This window comes from Candidatus Binataceae bacterium (assembly GCA_035500095.1).
GTDB lineage: Bacteria > Desulfobacterota > Binatia > Binatales > Binataceae > JAKAVN01.
This window is the reverse complement of record DATJXN010000019.1, coordinates 1-17,992: the sequence shown is the minus strand read 5'-3', so window position 1 is coordinate 17,992 and position 17,992 is coordinate 1. Positions and strand designations below refer to the sequence as shown.

At 66.1% G+C, this 17,992-nt stretch carries 16 protein-coding genes; 13 read left to right on the top strand and 3 right to left on the bottom strand.

The window, feature by feature from the left end:
- Window positions 1–4: 4 nt before the first annotated feature.
- Window positions 5–1,216, top strand: a complete 1,212-nt coding sequence (locus VMI09_02705; protein ID HTQ23578.1) for a CoA transferase — start codon at window positions 5–7, stop codon at window positions 1,214–1,216.
- Window positions 1,217–1,242: 26 nt separating this feature from the next.
- Here VMI09_02705 and VMI09_02700 read toward each other — a convergent pair whose 3' ends face one another.
- Entirely contained in the window at window positions 1,243–2,304 is a 1,062-nt protein-coding gene (locus tag VMI09_02700) for an FAD-binding oxidoreductase (GenBank protein ID HTQ23577.1), read from the bottom strand.
- 19 nt (window positions 2,305–2,323) lie between these two features.
- Window positions 2,324–3,511, bottom strand: a complete 1,188-nt coding sequence (locus VMI09_02695) for a Rieske 2Fe-2S domain-containing protein (protein ID HTQ23576.1) — start codon at window positions 3,509–3,511, stop codon at window positions 2,324–2,326.
- A 158-nt stretch (window positions 3,512–3,669) separates the two neighbouring features.
- On the opposite strand from VMI09_02695, the gene VMI09_02690 reads away from it, so the two are divergent.
- From VMI09_02690 to grxD, 4 genes are read left to right on the top strand one after another with little or no spacing between them, the layout of a single operon-like run.
- Complete coding sequence (locus tag VMI09_02690) at window positions 3,670–4,803, top strand: thiolase family protein (protein HTQ23575.1); 1,134 nt, start codon at window positions 3,670–3,672, stop codon at window positions 4,801–4,803.
- A gap of 30 nt (window positions 4,804–4,833) precedes the next feature.
- On the top strand, window positions 4,834–5,745 hold the full coding sequence (locus VMI09_02685; protein ID HTQ23574.1) for an ion channel: 912 nt from the start codon (window positions 4,834–4,836) through the stop codon (window positions 5,743–5,745).
- Window positions 5,746–5,757: 12 nt separating this feature from the next.
- Window positions 5,758–6,003, top strand: coding sequence for a BolA/IbaG family iron-sulfur metabolism protein (locus tag VMI09_02680; protein ID HTQ23573.1), 246 nt, complete (start codon window positions 5,758–5,760; stop codon window positions 6,001–6,003).
- An 8-nt stretch (window positions 6,004–6,011) separates the two neighbouring features.
- The gene (gene grxD / locus VMI09_02675) at window positions 6,012–6,344 is read left to right on the top strand and encodes a Grx4 family monothiol glutaredoxin (protein ID HTQ23572.1); all 333 of its coding nucleotides are present in this window, start codon (window positions 6,012–6,014) and stop codon (window positions 6,342–6,344) included.
- A 78-nt stretch (window positions 6,345–6,422) separates the two neighbouring features.
- Here grxD and VMI09_02670 read toward each other — a convergent pair whose 3' ends face one another.
- Window positions 6,423–6,809, bottom strand: a complete 387-nt coding sequence (locus VMI09_02670; GenBank protein ID HTQ23571.1) for a DoxX family protein — start codon at window positions 6,807–6,809, stop codon at window positions 6,423–6,425.
- Between the two features lie 177 nt (window positions 6,810–6,986).
- Here VMI09_02670 and VMI09_02665 point away from each other — a divergent pair, with 177 nt between their 5' ends.
- From VMI09_02665 to VMI09_02630, 8 genes are all read left to right on the top strand, one after another.
- A complete protein-coding gene (locus tag VMI09_02665) occupies window positions 6,987–8,381 on the top strand; it encodes a selenium-binding protein SBP56-related protein (GenBank protein ID HTQ23570.1) in 1,395 nt (464 codons plus the stop codon).
- A complete protein-coding gene (locus VMI09_02660) occupies window positions 8,378–9,055 on the top strand; it encodes a hypothetical protein (protein ID HTQ23569.1) in 678 nt (225 codons plus the stop codon). The genes VMI09_02665 and VMI09_02660 overlap by 4 nt, the downstream gene beginning before the upstream one ends.
- A 111-nt stretch (window positions 9,056–9,166) precedes the next feature.
- Window positions 9,167–9,886, top strand: coding sequence for a response regulator transcription factor (locus VMI09_02655; protein HTQ23568.1), 720 nt, complete (start codon window positions 9,167–9,169; stop codon window positions 9,884–9,886).
- Window positions 9,883–11,244: an ATP-binding protein gene (locus VMI09_02650; GenBank protein ID HTQ23567.1), complete on the top strand. Its 1,362-nt coding sequence runs from the start codon at window positions 9,883–9,885 to the stop codon at window positions 11,242–11,244. The genes VMI09_02655 and VMI09_02650 overlap by 4 nt, the downstream gene beginning before the upstream one ends.
- A 153-nt stretch (window positions 11,245–11,397) precedes the next feature.
- Window positions 11,398–12,666 carry a TolC family protein gene (locus VMI09_02645; GenBank protein HTQ23566.1) on the top strand — a complete coding sequence of 423 codons (1,269 nt, stop codon included), beginning with the start codon at window positions 11,398–11,400 and terminating at the stop codon, window positions 12,664–12,666.
- A complete protein-coding gene (locus tag VMI09_02640) occupies window positions 12,663–13,709 on the top strand; it encodes an efflux RND transporter periplasmic adaptor subunit (protein ID HTQ23565.1) in 1,047 nt (348 codons plus the stop codon). The genes VMI09_02645 and VMI09_02640 overlap by 4 nt, the downstream gene beginning before the upstream one ends.
- Before the next feature lie 11 nt (window positions 13,710–13,720).
- Window positions 13,721–16,759, top strand: a complete 3,039-nt coding sequence (locus tag VMI09_02635; GenBank protein ID HTQ23564.1) for an efflux RND transporter permease subunit — start codon at window positions 13,721–13,723, stop codon at window positions 16,757–16,759.
- 137 nt (window positions 16,760–16,896) lie between these two features.
- Window positions 16,897–17,829, top strand: a complete 933-nt coding sequence (locus VMI09_02630; protein ID HTQ23563.1) for an SDR family NAD(P)-dependent oxidoreductase — start codon at window positions 16,897–16,899, stop codon at window positions 17,827–17,829.
- Window positions 17,830–17,992: the final 163 nt, after the last annotated feature.

The following is a 17,992-nucleotide window of genomic DNA, read 5'->3' as shown; positions in this document are numbered from 1 at the left end:
GCTCATGATCGATGAGAAGCCGCTTGCGGGCGTCCGCGTGCTCGATCTTAGCCGGGTGCTTGCGGGACCGTTTTGCGCGATGAACCTCGCGGACCTGGGCGCCGAGGTGATCAAGGTGGAGCTGCCGGGGCGCGGCGACGACTCGCGCGGCTTCGCTCCGCGCCTTCCGAACTCCGATGACTCGGGTTACTTCTACAGCGTCAATCGCGGCAAGCTGAGCGCCACCCTCGACCTGCGCAAGCCCGCGGGCGTGGCGGTTGCACTCGACCTCGTCCGGCACTGCGACGTAGTGCTGGAGAATTTTTCGCCGGGCACGATGGAGCGTTTCGGGCTGGGCTACGCGGAACTTTCCGCGGCCAACCCGCGCGTCATCCTGTGCTCGATTTCCGGCTTCGGGCAGAGCGGGCCGATGGCTTCGGCGCCGGCCTACGACATCGTGGCGCAGGCGCTCGGCGGCACGATGAGTATCACGGGGCCGGCGGGCGGCGACCCGACGCGATGCGGAGTTTCGATCGGCGACCTGGCGGCGGCGCTCTACGGCGTGGTCGCGATCCTGGCGGCCCTGCGCCTGCGCGATCGCACCGGCGTGGGCCGGCATCTGGACGTAGCGATGCTGGATTGCCAGGTCGCTTTGCTCGAGGACGCGCTCGCGCGTTACTCGGCGACAGGAAAGGTGCCGGGTCCGCTCGGCTCGCGCCATCCTTCGATCACGCCGTTTCAGCAATTTCACGCGGCTGACGGATATTTCGTCGCGGGCGCGGGCAATGAATCGCTGTGGAAGAATTTTTGCGATGCGATCGGAACGCCGGAACTGAAGAGCGACCCTCGCTTCGCGCAGAACGCCGATCGTACAGCCAATCATGCCGAGCTAGAACCGATCCTGAACCACCATTTCGCGGCCCGGCCGCGCGACCATTGGCTCAAGCTGCTCGGCGAGGCCGGCGTGCCGTGCGCGCCGATCGCGAGCGTCGCCGAGGTCACGCGCAATCCCCATCTCCAGGCGCGCCAGATGATCCTGCACGCCGAGCATCCCACCTTCCATGGGCTGGTCGTCCCGGGCTCGCCGCTCAAGACCGTGGGCGGCGCCGGGGGAATACCCGCGACGCCCAACACTCGCGCCCCGGCGCTCGGCGAACACACGGAAAAGTTGCTGCGCGAGGTCGCGGGCTACGACACGGAGAAAATCGCCGAGCTGCGCGCTGACGGCATCATCTGAAACTCAGCTTCTCTTGTGCGCGCAGTTCAGCTCGCGACAAAGCGCTCGGCATAGATTCGCTCGGGGCTCACGCCCAATTCGGCAAGACGGCGGCGCGCCGCCTCGATCATCGGCGGCGGGCCGCACAGATAGGCCATCGCCTCGCCGTCGCCGATCGGCGCGGAGCCGAGCGCATTGACCGGCGTGCCCTGGATAAGCCCGGAGGCCGGGTCCTCGACGCGGTCGGCCGAGAGCCGCACGCTCAACTGCGGAATCCACCACTGCCGCAACTCGATTTCGTCGCGATAGAAAAACGTCTTGTCGCTCGCACATCCGAAGCTCAGCAGCATCTTCGGTTTCGGGCCGCTGGCGCGGCGAACCTCGTCGATCATCGAGAGAATCGGCGCAAGCCCGGTGCCGCCGGCGACGAAGACATGCAGTCCCTTGCCCGGATGCAGGATGAATGCGCCGAGCGGCCCTTCGACTTCGAGCCGCTCGCCCTCGCGCGCCGAACGCAGATACTCGGACATCACACCGCCCGGGATGATCCGCACCAGGAACTCCATCTTCGGCAGATCGCGCGGCGTCGAGCACATCGAGTACGAACGCCACTCCTCGGTGCCGGGCACCTTGATGCGGACATACTGGCCGGCCTGAAAGCTAACGCCGGCGCGCCGATCGAGCGCGATCGCGAGTTTCGCGACCGAGGGCACCGGCCATTCGACGCCAGCGACGCGCGCCTCGAAATTGTGGCGCTCCTCCGAGTAGATGAGGGCGCTCGGATAGTGCAGGCGCACCACGCTCGACCCGCGCGCGCGCGAACTGCAAAGCAGGCGCTTGCCTTCCGCGATTTCCGACGCGATAAGCGAGAGCGCGCGCTCGCGCGCCATCTCGAGCGTGCCGCTCACCAGCTGTCCGACGCAGGTCGAGCAGCTTCCCGATCGACACTGGTAAACCAGCGGCACGCCCTGGCGCAGCGCCGCGTCGAGCACGAATTCATCCGCGCCGGCTTCGATCTCCTTTTCGACGCCGTCCTCGAAACGGAGCGTCACGCGATGCGCGTTCGCTGGGGCGGCGGGGGGCGGCGACGAACCGGCTTGGTCGGGCATCGAGGCGAGCGTCTCGGTCTTAGCGGCCGCCTTGGGACTCGGGCGCTTCCTGGATGCCGCGGTTGAAGCGCGCCGCGACTTTGCGCCAGGTGATGGTCGCGGCGTCGAAAGCGCACAGCGACTCACGGTTCCAGCCGTCGCCCTGCTCGTAGAAATGCTGCATCGCCTCGCGCGCGAACAAGTCGTTGTTGTTAAAGTCCCGCAACCCTAGTGGCTCGAAGAAGTTATCGTAAAGGTAATCCGCTTCGCGCCGCTCCTCCTCGTTGCGGCAGCGCCCGACCACGATTTCCCAGTACTCGTGATGCTTGTCGTCGGTCGGCACATACCATTCGTACTGCGCCCACCCGGGGATCGGCCAATGCTCGACCAGCAGAATCCCCGGGAGGACCATCGAGGTGCGCGCGTAGTAGGAGTTCTTGCCGCGCGCGCGCATATTCACCGCTTTGTTCTCCATGATGAACTTGTACGCGCGCGTGTTGTACATGTTCATGATTCCCTTCGGACCTTCGGGCTCGTCGATAATCCTGATCGCGCCCTCGCCGATCGGCTCGACGCCAAGCCCGAGCTTGCGGTCGGTCGCCGCGACGATTTGATTGTCCCAGTGAATCAACAGATGGCCCGGATCGAATCCGTTTTCGGCCGCCAGACGCCAGTTGGAATTGCCGGTGCGATGGATCCCGCGGACATAAACTTTTTCATCGAGGATGTGCGGAACAGGGTTGGCGTCGTCGGTTATCCGAATCGGCATGTCGGCTTCCAGGGGCGGCAGCGGTGCGAAATCCTCGTCGCCGACGAAGACGAAGATGATCCCCGCGCGCTCCACCACCGGGTAGGTGCGGATGCGAACCTTGCCGATCAGCGGATCGTCGGGCGAGGCCACTATCGTCTTCAGCACGCCGTCTTCGAGACCGTAGGTGAAGCCGTGGTACCAGCAGCTCAGGGTCTCGTCGGTCAGGCACATCGGACGCAGCGACATTTTGACTCCGCGATGCGCGCAGCGGTCGCGCAAGGCGTAAACCTTGCCGCGTGCGCGGCGGAGCGCGATGTCGCGCCCGGCCATCGTGACGCCCCTCACGGTGTTGTCGCCGAGCTCGTGGCTGAAAAGCGCCGGGTACCAGGTATTCTTGAAACCCCAGTCCGCCTCGACGTAAGGCGCGTACTGCCGGCTGGCCGAAACCGCGCCGGAGCTTCGCTGACTAGCCGCCATGGTGACCTCTCTCGACCGCCCTCAGCGCGCCGCTGCGCCGGCCTCGGGCGATTGCTATCGGACCTTTGCCGGGCGCGGCGCGGCGCATGTTAGACTCATGGACCGCCGTTCGGCCCGATGTCAACAATGTCGAAGCTAAGACCCCGGAGGCAGAAGCCATGCGCGACGTCGTAATCGTTGATGGAGTTCGCACGCCAATCGGGCGCTCCAACAAGGAGGGCTATTACAAGGACGTCCGCGCCGACGATCTCTCCGCGATGTGCGTGCGGCGGCTGCTCGAGCGCAATCGCAAGCTCGATCCGGCGGAAATCGAGGATGTCGTGTGGGGATGCGCCAATCAGTCGGGCGAGCAAGGGCTGAACATCGGCCGCATGATCGCGCTTTTGGCGGGGCTCCCGGTCGAAGTCGCCGGCACCACGGTTGACCGTCAGTGCGGATCGGGCCTGCAGGCCGTCAACTTCGCCGCCTCCGAAATCATGATCGGCGCGGGCGAGGTCGCGATTGCCGGCGGCGTCGAGCAGATGAGTCACGTGCCGATGGGCTCCGGGCTGCTGCCCAATTCGAAGCTGCTCGACCTCTTTCCGCAGGACATGTTCGTGATGGGCCTGACGGCGGAGCGGCTGGCCGCGACGTACAAGATTACGCGCGAGCAGGCCGACGCGTTCTCGCTGCGGTCGCATCAGCGCGCGATCGCGGCGCGCGAGCGCTTCAAGGAAGAGATGGTGCCAGTGAAGCTGGCGAACGGAACGATCGACGTCGACCAGGGGCCGCGCCCCGACACCAGCATGGATCGGCTGGCGGCGCTGAAGCCGTCATTCAAGCCCGACGGCCAGGTCACGGCAGGCAACTCTTCGCAGGTATGCGACGGTGCGGCGGCCGTGCTGCTGATGAGCGCCGAGCGGGCGCGCGCGCTGGGCATCAAACCGATGGCGCAGATCCGCGCGACCGCGGTCGCCGGCGTAAGACCGGAGATCATGGGATGGGGACCGGTGCCGGCGGTGCACAAGGTGGTCGGGCGTGCGGCGCTCAAGCTTGGCGACATCGACCTGGTCGAGATCAACGAGGCGTTTGCGGCGCAGGTGCTCGCCTGCAACACCGAACTCACGATCGACGAGAACCGGCTCAACGTCAACGGCGGCGCGGTCGCGCTCGGCCATCCGCTGGGATGTTCGGGAGCGCGGCTGATGGTCACGCTGACGCACGAGATGCGACGGCGCGGAGCGCCGCTGGGGCTCGCGACGATGTGCATCGGAATCGGCCAGGGTATCGCAACCGTGGTGGAACAGGTTTAGCGAAGAGCACCTCGAGCGCGGAAGATTCGTGTGAAGCAGGGTTCGACCAACGCAGAATTCAGCGCCCAGGACCGCGAGTTGATCGGCCGCGTGACGTCGGGAATGCCGCGCCCAGCGATAAGCGATCTCTACTTTTACCTGACCACAATTTCATGGCCGGCGCTGCTCGGGATAATCTTCGCCGCAGTCGGCCTTATCAACTGCCTTTTCGCGCTCGCCTACATGGGCGACGGCGGCGTCGCCAACGCCCGCCCGGGCTCGTTCGCCGACGCTTTCTTTTTCAGCATACAGACGATGGCGACGATCGGATATGGAACGATGTCGCCGCAGTCGCTCGGCTCGAACGTGCTGGTGAGCATCGAGGCGATGAGCGGCTTGATCGCGTTCGCGGTGGCGACGGGACTGGTCTTCGCGCGTTTCTCGCGGCCGACGGCGCGCGTGCGCTTCAGCCGGGTGATGGCGATTTCGCCCCGCGACGGCGTGCCGTCACTGATGTTTCGCACGATGAACCAACGCTCCAACCGGATCGTCGAAGCGCAGATCCACGTCGTCGTGTCGCGCTGGGAGACAACCCGCGAGGGTGAGAGCATGCGCCGTTTCTACGACCTGCGTCTCGCGCGCTCGCGCAACGCATTGTTCTCGCTCAGTTGGACCGTGATTCATCCGATCGACGAGCGGAGCCCGCTCTTCGGCGAAACGGCCGCCTCGATGAAGGCCTCGCGCAGCCTGATTATCGCTTCGCTGGTCGGGATGGACGAATCGTTTCTGCAAAACGTCCATGTGCGCTGCGTATGGACCGCGGACGAAATCGCCTGGGGCACGCGCTTCGCCGACGTTCTGCTGGAACTCCCCGACGGCTCGTTTGAAATTGACTATGCGCGCTTCGACGAGGTCGTGCCGGCGACGCCGCCGCCGCTCGACGCCGCCGCGCCCGAAGGCTAGACTGGGGGTTCGATGGAAGCGCAGGAAATCAAGGAAATGATCGAGCGCGGCTTGCCGGGCGCCCTGGTCGAGGTGCGCGATTTCACCGGCGGCGGCGATCATTTCGAAGCGCTGGTGGTGAGCGAAAGCTTCGAGGGCAAGGGCCTGGTCGAACGCCATCAGGCAGTATACGGGTCGCTGGGGGACGCGATGAAGGCGCGCGTCCACGCGCTGACGCTCAAGGTGATGACCCCGAGCCAGTATCAGAACCGGAGGTGAGAATTCATATGGCCGATGCAATCGAGCGAATCCGCAACGCGATCAACGGCGACAAGATCGTCATCTTCATGAAGGGCAACCGCAACTTTCCGCAATGCGGATTCTCGGCCGCGACCGTCCAGGTATTCGAGGAGTTAGGCGCGCCCTACTCCACCGTCGACGTGCTCACCGACCAGGAAGTGCGCGAAGCGGTCAAGACCTACAGTAATTGGCCGACCATTCCGCAGGTTTACATCAACGGCAAGTTCGTCGGCGGATGCGATATCGTGCGCGAGCTATACGAAAGCGGCGAGCTCAGCACGCTGGTGAAACAGGCGACGGGCGAGAGCGCCCGCCAGTAGCGGGCAGCATCGCCATAGATCGTCGCGAGCGCGGTGCGGCTTCCGGCCGGGATTGGCGGGCGCCGTATGGCGCTCGTGCTATTTTCGCGCGCGGCGCAGGCTCATACCGCCGGGGCCGAGCACCGCGACCATCAGCAGTCCGCCCATGATCGCGAGGTTCTTTTCCCATTCGACGGTTTGCCCGGTCGAAACGTGGAAAATGATCGTGACGGGGATCATGAACAAAAACATGATCAGCGACGCCAATTCGGCGTGCCATCCGGCCGCCAGCATCAGACCGCCCACCAGCTCGACCACGACCGAAAGCACGAAAAGCTCGGGGACCAGCGAACGCGGCAGCCCCCCGCTCGCCATGAAATTCATGGTCGCCGCCGGTCCGCCGATTTTTTCGATTCCCGCGCTGACAAAGATATAGGCCATCATGATGCGGCCGAGCAGGGCCCCGACCCCGCGCAGTGAATCCATCAGAGCTTCACCTCCGCTTTTCGCGCCGCTCAAGTTGAACCCTTTCGGCAGCCGAAATGCAAGATAAAATCCGTCCATCGGATCGACTTGGTACCGCGATCCGGCTAATCCTTGAACCGGATATTTTCTGTATCTAAAGTCGAGAATCACCCATCGAACGAAAGGGGAGTTACGCCGATGCTTTGGAAGCCCGACCAGACGTTTTATCCTTCGCCGCGGATGGCGATGGAGGGGCCACGCGAGCGGCTCGGCTACGTCGCGACCTTCAGCCTCGATCCCAAACACGGCAAGCGCGACGCGATCAACGTGCTCGACCTCGATCCCGGCTCGCCGACGTTCGCGAGCGTCGTCGGACGGGTCGAGATGCCCAACGCAGGCAACGAGCTGCATCACTTCGGATGGAACGCGTGCAGCGCCGCGCTCTGCCCGTATTCCCCGCATCCGCACGTCGAGCGCCGCTACCTGCTGGTCCCGGGCCTGCGCTCTTCGCGCATCCACGTCATCGATACCAAGCCCAACCCGCGCGCGCCGAAAATCGTCAAGGTCATCGAACCCGAGGAAATCGCAACGCGCGCCGGGTATAGCCGTCCGCATACGTTCCATTGCGGGCCCGACGCAATCTATGTCAGCGCGATGGGCAACGCGACCGGCGGCGGCCCCGGCGGAGTTTTTCTGCTCGATCACGAGAGCTTCGACGTGCTCGGCCGATGGGAAGTCGATCGCGGCCCGCAGTTCCTTGCCTACGATTTCTGGTGGCACATCGGTTACGACGTCGGAATCAGCAGCGAATGGGGCACGCCCGACATGTTCGAGAACGGGCTGAGCCTCGAGCGCCTGGTCAAGGGCGACTACGGCCATCGGCTCCACATTTGGGACCTGCGCAAGCGCCGCCATCTGCAGGAAATCGACCTTGGCAAGGAGCATCAGATGTCGCTTGAGCTGCGGCCGGCGCATGATCCGACCAGAGCCTACGGCTTCGTCTGCACGGTTCTTTCGACCAAGGACCTGAGCGCCGGAATCTGGCTGTGGCATCGCGAGAACGGCAACGGCAAATGGGCCGCGCGCAAGGTTATCGAGATTCCCGCCGAGCCCGCCGACCCGACGCTGCTGCCGCCGGTGCTCAAGCAGTTCAAGGCTGCGCCGCCGCTAGTGCCCGAGATAGCGCTCAGCCTCGACGACCGGTTCCTTTACGCATCGTGCTGGGGTACGGGCGAGCTCAAGCAGTATGACGTGAGCGACCCGTTTCATCCGCGCCAGACCGGCTCGGTGCGGATCGGCGGGATGGCTTCGCGTACGCCCCATCCCAAGGCCGGCAAGGTCAACGGCGCGCCGCAGATGCTCGAGATCAGCCGCGACGGCCGCCGCATCTACGTGACCAACTCGCTCTACTCGGCGCTCGACGAACAGTTCTATCCCGAGGGCATGCGCGGATGGATTGTCAAGGTCGATGCCGAGCCGAACGGCGGTATGGCGCTCGACCCCAACTTCTTTATCCCCTTCGAGGGCGAACGTCCGCATCAGATACATCTGGAGGGCGGCGACTGCTCGTCTGATTCGTTCTGCTACCCGTGACCGCGGTCTGGCCGTGGATCGCGATCGCCGCGCTTGGCGCTTACCACGGCCTCGATCCGTCGATGGGATGGCTGTTCGCGGTCGCGCTGGGGCTGCAGGAGCGTCGCCGCGCCAGGGTCTTCGCGGCGCTCGGACCGATCGCACTGGGCCACCTGGTTTCGATCGCCGCAGTGGTCGCGCTGATCGGATGGGCGCGATTCGCCGCCGCGTCTCCATGGTTGCGCCCCGCCGGCGCCGGCATTCTGATCCTGTTCGGCGCGTTTCGCTATCTATGGCCGCGCGCGCATCCGCGATGGGTGGCGATGCGGGTGAAGTGGTACGAGCTTGCCTTCTGGTCGTTCCTGATGGCCTCGGCCCATGGCGCGGGCCTGATGCTATTTCCGATCCTGATGGACATGCCGGGCGGCGCGGAGATGCATCATCAGATGATGCACGGACTGCACGGGCGGCTGATGCATCAATCGATGGCCGCGATGGGCCCGTCGCTCTCGTTCGCGCAGGATGCGGCGGTCGTGCTGCTGCACACGTCCGCCATGCTGCTCGCCATGGGCACGATCGCCGTCGTGGTCTATGACCGCGTCGGACTGGCGTTCCTGCGGAGCGCCTGGATCAACCTCGACGCGGTCTGGGCGGGCGCGCTGATCGCCGCCGGCGTGCTCTCGCTCGTGATTTGAACGGTATCGCGCAGGCGCCGTCTGCGTTGTACGCTCGTGGCGATCGGCTGAAAACCGGATCGCGGCCGAGAGCCGGATCGCCAACGCACGAGGCCCAACCCGAGGCACAAGATGCCCGCCGCCGCGCACCTGCTGATAGTTGAGGACGAACCGAAACTCGCCGCTAATCTCAAACGCGGGCTTGGCGAGGCCGGCTTCGCCGTCGAGGTCGCGGAAAACGCCGAGGCTGCGCGCACGGCGCTCGAACGCAACGGCTACGATCTGATGCTGCTCGACCTGCGTCTTCCCGATCGAGACGGCCTGGAATTTCTCGCCGACGTGCGCGCGGCCGGCGCCGCACTTGGGGTTCTCATCCTGACCGCCCGCGATTCGACCGACGAACGCGTTCGCGGCCTGGACGCCGGCGGCGACGACTATCTGACCAAACCGTTCGCCTTCAGCGAACTGCTGGCGCGCGTGCGCGCGCTGCTACGGCGGAGAAGTGCCGCCGCGGAGCGCGTGCTCGAAGCGGACGATATCGTAATCGACACCTCGCGCCGCACCGCTTCGCGCGGCGGCCGCGCCCTGGACCTCTCGCCCAAAGAATTGATGGTGCTCGAGTACCTGGTGCGCCATGCCGGACTGACCGTGACGCGCGACATGATCGGAGAGGCGGTCTGGGGCAAAGACTACAACGCGATGTCGAACATCGTCGAAGTGTTTATCAATCGCCTGCGCCAGAAAATCGAACTGGTCAATCGGCCGCCTCTGATCGTCACGGTGCGCGGCGCGGGCTACCTGCTTCGTCTGGATTTGCCGGCGCAAAAGAGCAGCAACAGAGGCTCCGATTGAGTATTCGGCTGCGGCTCACTATCTACTGGACCGCTATCACGGGGATGATCCTGCTGGCGGCCGGATTGCTCATCATGGCGCTGTTCTCGCGCGCGATGTGGGGAACGCTCGACGCAGCCTTGATGGAAGAGGCCGACACGACCGCATCTGCGATCTCTCATTCCTCGGCCACCGACATAAATGCGACTCTCCAGCGGCTGAGCCGGGAGAAAGACCTCGGGCCGGAGCGCCGCGTGCGTCTGCTCTCGGGCGGCGGCGTCCTCTTCGACGCCGGCGCCGCTAGCGCCGACCTGCCCGACGCTCGCTCGAAGCCACCAGGCGTCGCCGACGGCCGGCAGCATCGTTACCGCTTCGCGCTCATCCCGCTCGAGCTCAACGGAGCGCCCGCATTGCTCGAGGACGGCGTCAACGCCGCGCCCGTGCGACGGACCATCGCGCATCTGCGCAACGCCCTACTGCTGGTCATCCCGATCATCCTCGCGCTCTCAGTCGCGGGCGGCTACTGGATGGCCGGACGGGCGCTCGCACCGCTTAACGAAGTCACCGGCGCGCTCGCGCGTATCGGGCCGCGCGACCTCGACCGGCGCCTCGCGCTCCCGCCGGTGCAGGATGAAGCGGAGCGGCTCATCTCTGCTATCAATCAGCTGCTCGAGCGGCTTGAGCATGCGTCAGCTGCGCAGCAGCGCTTTGTCTCAGAGGCCGCCCATGAACTGCGCACGCCGCTGGCCGTTCTGCGCAGCGGCCTGGAAGTCACCTTGCAGCGGCCCCGCGACGCGGTCGAGAGCCGCCTGGCGCTCGAGCAAGCGATGGCCGAAGTCGAGCGCCTTTGTGTTATGGCGGAAGACTTGCTCGCGCTCGCGCGGCTGGACGCCGAACCCGCGGCGGAGCGCGCGCCGGTGGATCTGGCGAAAATCGTGGCTGAAGCGTCCGCGATGGCGCAGACGCTCGCCGAATCGAGGCGTCAGGTGTTCGCGCAAAATTTCGACTGCACGGATGCGGACGGGACGCGCAGAGCGATCATCGTGCGCGGGGGCGCCGCCGATTTGCGCCGCCTGATGCTCAACCTGCTGGACAACGCGGTCAAGTTCACTCCCGAACGCGGCCGGATCGAATTTGACGTGAGCGCTGAGGGATCCGCAGCGGTGCTTTCAGTGCGCGACAGCGGCCCCGGCATCGACCCGCGCGACCTCGATCACGTCTTCGAACCCTTCTATCGGAGCCGTAGCGCCAACGGCGCGGGCAGCGGCCTCGGTCTCGCGCTCAGCCGCGAAATCGTGCGCCGCCATGGCGGCGATATCCGCGCCGCCAATCGCGCCGGCGGCGGCTGCGAGATCCAGGTTCGCCTGCCGCTCGCATGAGGCTGGCGTAGGGCTCTCCAAGAACTCGCGTAATCCGCGCATTGGCGCCCGTCCAAACATGAACGTTTGTTAATTAGCCGCCTCGACGGGCGCTTGTTAAATGTGATCCGGACACTCCGCAGGTATCGCTCAAAGGATGGAGTTTTCGAGACCATGCGCGCCCTATCGTCAGTCCGCTACCTCTCGGCGCTCGCAACAGCGGCCCTGACGATTTTGGGACTGTGCGCGCCCGCGCTCGGCGAGACGCTTACGCTCGACCAGGCGATCCAGCACGCGCTCGCCTTCGCGCCGACGATCGCCTCGGCCGGCGCGCAGAGCGATTTGAGCGCGGCGATGGCGCGCGAGGCGCGCGCGCCGCTCTATCCTTCTCTCTCGGTCGATTCCGAATACATGCAGGCGCCGGGCTACAGCGTCGCGATAACCAACGGCGGGCTCTCGGATGCGATGCTCTCGCTCAACTACACGGCCTTCGACTTCGGCCGCCGCCTGGCCGCGGCGCGCGCGGCGCTCTACCAGAGCGAGGCCGACAGTTTCGGCGTACGCGCAGCGCGGGCACAGATAATCTTCGATACCACGGTCGCTTACTACGACCTGCTTCGCGCACAGGAAATTGAACGCGAGTACAACGCCGATGACGAGCGGCTCAGGCGCTACGTGGCGGTGGTCAAGGCATTGCGCAAAAGCGGGCGTGCGATTGCCAACGACGAGCTCAAGGTGCGGACGGCGAGCAACAGCGCGGCGCTCGCGCGCTCGAGCGCGCATCATAATGTCGAGCGCGCCGCCGCCGTGCTGGGCGTGCTGATCGGCCGGCTCGGCCCGTCGGATATCAGCGCCGCCGAGGTCAGCGGCGTGCCTGCGTGGCCGGGTAAGGACCTTTCGCGCAACCCGATGCTCGAGGCCGCGCAGCGAAGCGTCGCTTCGGCCAGGTCCGCGGTGCAGGCGGCCGAGCGCGAGCGTTATCCGACCGTGAAGCTCGCGCTGACCGCAGGATGGCAGGGGATCAACCCGCCGCACACCTTTCCGCACAACGGCGGCGCGTCGTACGACGGCCTGGTCTCGATGCCGATTTTTGACGGCGGCGTGATTTCCGCCCATATCGACGAGGCGCAAGCCAAAGTGGCGGCAGCAGAAGCCCAGATGCGCCAGGTCGAACTCGATCTGCGCAAGCAATTGGCCGACGCCGAGCCGCGCTACCGGCAGGCGCTCGATCAGCTCACGATGCTCTCGGATGCGGAACCCACCGCGCAGGACAACTTCGCCCTGACTTGGGCGCGCTTTCTCGGCGGCGGCAACGTCACGCTGCTCGAGGTGCTCGACGCCTTTCAGCAGCTCGAACAGTTGCGCGTGGCGCGGCCGGACCAGGCTTTCGGCGCGCGCCAGGCAGTCGCCCAGGGAGCACTGGTGCTCGGCCGCGACCAATGAGACCGCGTATCGCCGCGAAACTTCTCCTGGGCGCGCTAGCACTGCTCGCGACACTTAGTGCGGCAGCGTGCCGTACGAGTTCGACCGATCAACAGGCGCCGGGCGAAGCCGTGCCCAAGGTGGTGCTCGTGGTAAGCGCGGCTCGCGCCGCGGTCGCGCCGATGCGCGAGCAGATCGTTCTTCCGGGCGTCACCGCCGCGCTGCGCACGCTTACGCTGCGCGCACCGGCCGCGGGACGTATCGTGGGACTTGCGCTGACCACCGGCACTTCCGTCCGCCGCGGCGAAGTGATCGCTCATGTCGTCAATCGCGAAGAGGACGCGGCCGCCTCCGGCGTCGAGGCCGCGCAAAAGATCGACCCCGCCGAAGCCGCCTCGCTGGCGCGCTCGGTCAAGCGCTACTCGAGCGGTCCGGGAATCGCCGTGCGCGTGCCGCTGGACGCGCTCGTCACGCTGCGCGTCGTCAGTCCCGGACAGGTGGTCAACGAATTCGACCCGTTGGTTGAGCTGGTCGATCCTTCAAGCGTTTATGTCGACGCGCATGCTCCCATCAACCAGCTCGGCACGCTCAAGGTCGGGATGGACGCGGCGGTCGTCTCCGTGCTCAAACCCGGCGTCGTCTATCCTGGGCGCGTCTGGACGCTCTCGCCCACCTTTTCCGCAGGTGGAACCACTGCGCCCGTGTGGGTGCAGTTCACGGGCAAGGATCGCATCAGCGAAATCGGCGCCTCGGTCGAGGTTCGGATAACGACGAAGTTCGTTCCGGACGCAATCGTGATACCGAAGGCCGCGCTGTTCGAGGACGCCGAACGGCACAACTCCTACGTCTTCACTGTGGGCGGCGAGAATCATGCGCATCGCACCGTCGTCGCCGTCGGAATTCGCGGCCCAGCCGAAGTGCAGGTGACCGAGGGACTCAAGCCCGGCGATCTGGTCATCACCTCGGGCGGCTACGCCCTTTCCGACGGCCTTGAGGTGCGCGCGTCCGTGGCGCCCGCCGCGGCTGCCTCGCCGGCTGCCGAAACCGCGCCGCAACAGCCCTGATTGCCGAATCGATGAGCCGCCGCAGCACCCTGCTCTCGCTCTTCGCCGTGATCGCGCTCAGCGCCCTCGGCGTGATCCTGGCGCGATCGATTCCCAACGCGGTCTTTCCCGAGTTCGTTTTCCATCGCGCCATCATCCTCGCCGACAGCGCCGAGCTTCCCGCAAGCCAGATGCTGGTCGCGGTGACCCGCCCGCTGGAAGAGGCTGCGTACAACGTTGCCGGGACCACGCTCGTGCGCTCGACCACCACGCGCGGCAGCGCCGAAATCGACGTCACCTTCGCCGAGAGCAGCGATCCCACGACCAGCTTCGAACTGCTCGGCGCGGCGCTGGCCGAGGCTCGCGCGCATCTGCCGCCCGGGACCACGGTCAATACCCGATTACTGACCACCGGCACGTTCCCGATTCTGGATTTGAGCCTTAGCTCGCACGTGCGCAACCTGACCGAGCTCACCGACGTCGCGTTTTACGACCTGGTCCCGAGCCTCCATCGCATCGGCGGCGTTTTCCGGGTCGAGATGGTCGGCGCCAAATACCGCGAATACGTGGTGCGGCTGGATCCGGCGCGGATGCTCGCGCACGGGCTAACCCCGGACCAGGTGGTGAGCGGGCTTGGCAAGGCCAACGTGATCGCGTCGGCAGGCCGCGTTCTCGACCAGCATAGGATGCTGTTGACGGTCGTCACCGGCGGCCTGCATCAAAGCGACCAACTTTTGGGAGTGCCGATTGCGACCGTCGATAACCAGCCGGTTTACGTGCGCGATCTGGCCTCCGTCGATCCCGGGATCACCGAGGACTACATCCGCACCACGAGCGAAAATGGGCCGTCGGTGCTGGTGGGAATTTCGCGCACCCCCGACGGCGATACCGAGTCGATCGCGCGCGAGGTCCGCGCGATCGTCGCCGAATTCCGCCAGCGCTATCCCGACGTCACGTTCTCCTTTTCCTACGACCAGGCGGCGCTGGTCGCCGAATCGGTCGCAAGCGTGCGCGACGCGATCCTGCTTGGGCTGGTGCTGTCGGTCGCCGTCGTCTTCATCTTCACGATGAGCGTGCTGAGCGCGCTGGTGGCCGCGATCGTGGTGCCCTGCACCGTGGCGATCACGTTCGTGGTGATGGCGCTTTGCGGGATGACGTTCAACATGATGACGCTCGGGGGAATCGCGGCCGGGATCGGGCTCTTCATCGACGACGCGATCGTGATGATCGAGGCGATCCATCGCGGCCATGCAACCGGGCTTAAGACCGGCGCCGCGGTCGAGCGCGCGCTTGACGAACTCAGCCGCCCGCTCGTCGCTTCGACCCTCACGGTGATCGCGGTCTTCATGCCGCTCGTCTTCGTCTCCGACATCACGGGGCTGTTCTTTCGCGCGCTTGCGATTACGCTCGGCGGCGGCCTTGCGATCTCGCTTGCGCTCGCGGTCTTCTTTACTCCCGCGCTGGAGGAGATGGTCGGGCGATGGCGGCGCGCAAGCCGTGCGCCGGGACGGATGTTCGGCGCGATGCGCGCCGCGTTTCTTGCCGAGTTGCGCCCGTTCATCCGCGTTCCGGCGTTGGCGCTTATCGCCGCCGCGGCCTGCTTCGTCGCGGCCTTTGTGCTGTACCGCGCCGCCGGCACCGACTACCTGCCCGCGCTCGACGAAGGCGGCTTCGTCCTCGACTACATCGCGCCGCCGCAAAGCACGCTCGACGACTCCAACGCGCTGCTCGGCAAGATCGAGGATATCCTGCGCGCGACGCCGGAGGTCGCCGCCTTCTCGCGGCGCACCGGCACTCAACTGGGATTCTTTCTCACCGAATCCGATCGCGGCGACTTCTCGGTGCGGCTCAAGCCCAAGCGCACACGTTCCATCGAAGCCGTCATGGACGACGTGCGCGGGCGAATCCTTGCCGCGGTTCCCGGCGTGCATATCGAATTTTCGCAGGTGCTCCAGGATTTGATCGGCGACCTTTCGGGCGTACCCGAGCCGATCGAGGTCAAAGTGTTCGGCGCCGACCAGACCGCGATCGAGCGAACGGCGCGCCGCGTGGCCGCGGAGATCAGCGGGGTCAAGGGCGTCGTTGACGTCTTCGACGGCATCGTGGTGAGCAGCCCCGAAGAAGAAATCGCGATCGACCAAAGCGCAGCGGCGCGCTACGGGCTTAGCGCCGACGATATCCGCGCGACGCTCGAAACCGCGATCGAAGGCACCGTCGCAACCCGGCTGAGCGCCGGCGATCGGCTGGTGAACGTGCGCGTGCGCTACCCGCCGGACTTTCATCGCGAGCTCTCCGCGCTCTCCGAGGTACAGTTGCGCACGCCGTCCGGCACTCTCGTGCCGCTCACGGCGGTCGCGGAAATCCGCTGGGGCGGCGAAACCAACGAGCTTGCGCGCGAGCGGCTGCGCCCGGTCGTCCCCGTCACCGCCCGCCTCGAGGGCGTCGATCTCGGCACCGCGCTCGCCGAAATCACGACGCGGCTGCAGAAGATGGCGCTGCTGCCGGGCGTGTCGCTCGAACTCGGCGGGCTGTACAAGCAGCAGCAGCAGGCATTCCATCAGCTCGCGCTGGTGATGGCGGCCGGGCTCGTGATGGTGCTGCTGATCGTGCTGTGGGAGTTCGGGCGGCTAGCGCCGGCGCTGGCCACGGTAATTGCGGCGCTCGCCTGCCTGGTGGGCAGCTTCGCCGCGCTCGCGCTCACCGGAATCACGCTCAACATCTCGTCATTCATGGGCGTGATCATGGTCGCGGGCATCGCGGCCAAAAATGGCATCCTGCTACTCGACCGCGCCGAGCACGGCGTCGCCTCGGGTGAAGCGCCTGCGCGGGCGCTGACCGGCGCCGCGACGGTTCGGCTGCGTCCGATCGTGATGACCACGCTGGCGACGGCGGCCGGGCTGCTGCCGCTCGCGCTCGGCTACGGCGCCGGCGCCAAGGTCCAGCAACCGCTGGCGGTGGCCGTGATCGGCGGCCTCGTGATGGCGATGCTGCTCTCTTCCGCGATCGCCGGCGGAATTTATCTGCTTGGAACGCGCGCTCGCGCGCCGCTCGCCTCCGCCAGCGCAGAATAACCTCCCTCGAGCCCGCGCTCTCGCATGGCGCACGATTCGGCGCTATTCATAGGCTCGCTCGCCGGACCTTTCGCGAGGGCGGCCCCAGGGGCCTCGCGGCCGGCAGAACGACGCGCATCAAATCAATGGAGACGGCGATGGCAACGCAACAGGGAAAGCAGAGACTCAAAGGCAAGGTCGCGATCGTAACCGGAGCAGGCCGCGGAATCGGACGCGCGGAAGCGCTGCTGCTAGCGAGCGAGGGCGCCAAGGTCGTGGTGAACGACCTCGGCACGGACATGCTCGGCAAGGGCACGGACCAGGGTATCGCGGGACAGGTCGCGGCGGAAATCCGCACCGCCGGCGGCGAGGCGGTCGCTAACATCGACAGCGTCGCCTCGATGGAGGGCGGCGAGCGAATCATCAAAACCGCGATCGATGCCTTCGGCAAACTCGATATCCTGATCAACAACGCCGGCGCGGTGCGGCCGAAAATTATCTTTCACATGACCGAAGACGACTGGGACTCGATGATGTCGGTGCACTTGAAAGGCCATTTCACGACCATCCGCTTCGCGAGCCCGATCTTCCGCGAGCAGAAGAGCGGCGTGATCGTGAACACCGCGTCGGAGTCGGGCCTCGGCCATTTCGGACAGGCGAGCTATTCGGCGGCCAAGGAGGGAATCGTCGGCCTGACGCGCACGGTTGCGCGCGACCTCGGGCGCTACGGCGTGCGCTGCAACGCGATACGGCCGCGCGCGGCTACGCGGCTGTTCGACGAGGGCGCGGCCGCTGCGATCGAGCGGATGCGCGCGACGCTCGGGCCGACGGCGGCGCCGGCGATCGATCGCAGCGGCCTGCAGAACAAGCCCGAACAGGTGGCGGCGCTGGTGGTATGGCTCTGCACGGAGGCGGCCGCGAACGTCAACGGCCGGACCTTCGTGGTCGGCGGCGACCTGGTCGGTATCTATGCCGAGCCCGAGCCGGCGCGCTCGCTCTACCGCGAGGGCGGATGGGACCTCGACACGCTCGACCGTATCGCATCGAAGGATCTGATCGGCGGCCTGGTGAACGAGTTCCTGCCGCGATAGGCGCGGCGCACGCGCGACGGCCTGCTTGACGAATCGCCGCCGCGGCCGCCGCGCCGCGCCCGGGCGCAGGCGCGGCGGCCGGAACATATGTTCTCGCGAGAATGGTTTTGGCCAACCACCAGCGTGACGCGCTCGCAACGCAAGCGCGTCCGCGCCTGTACTC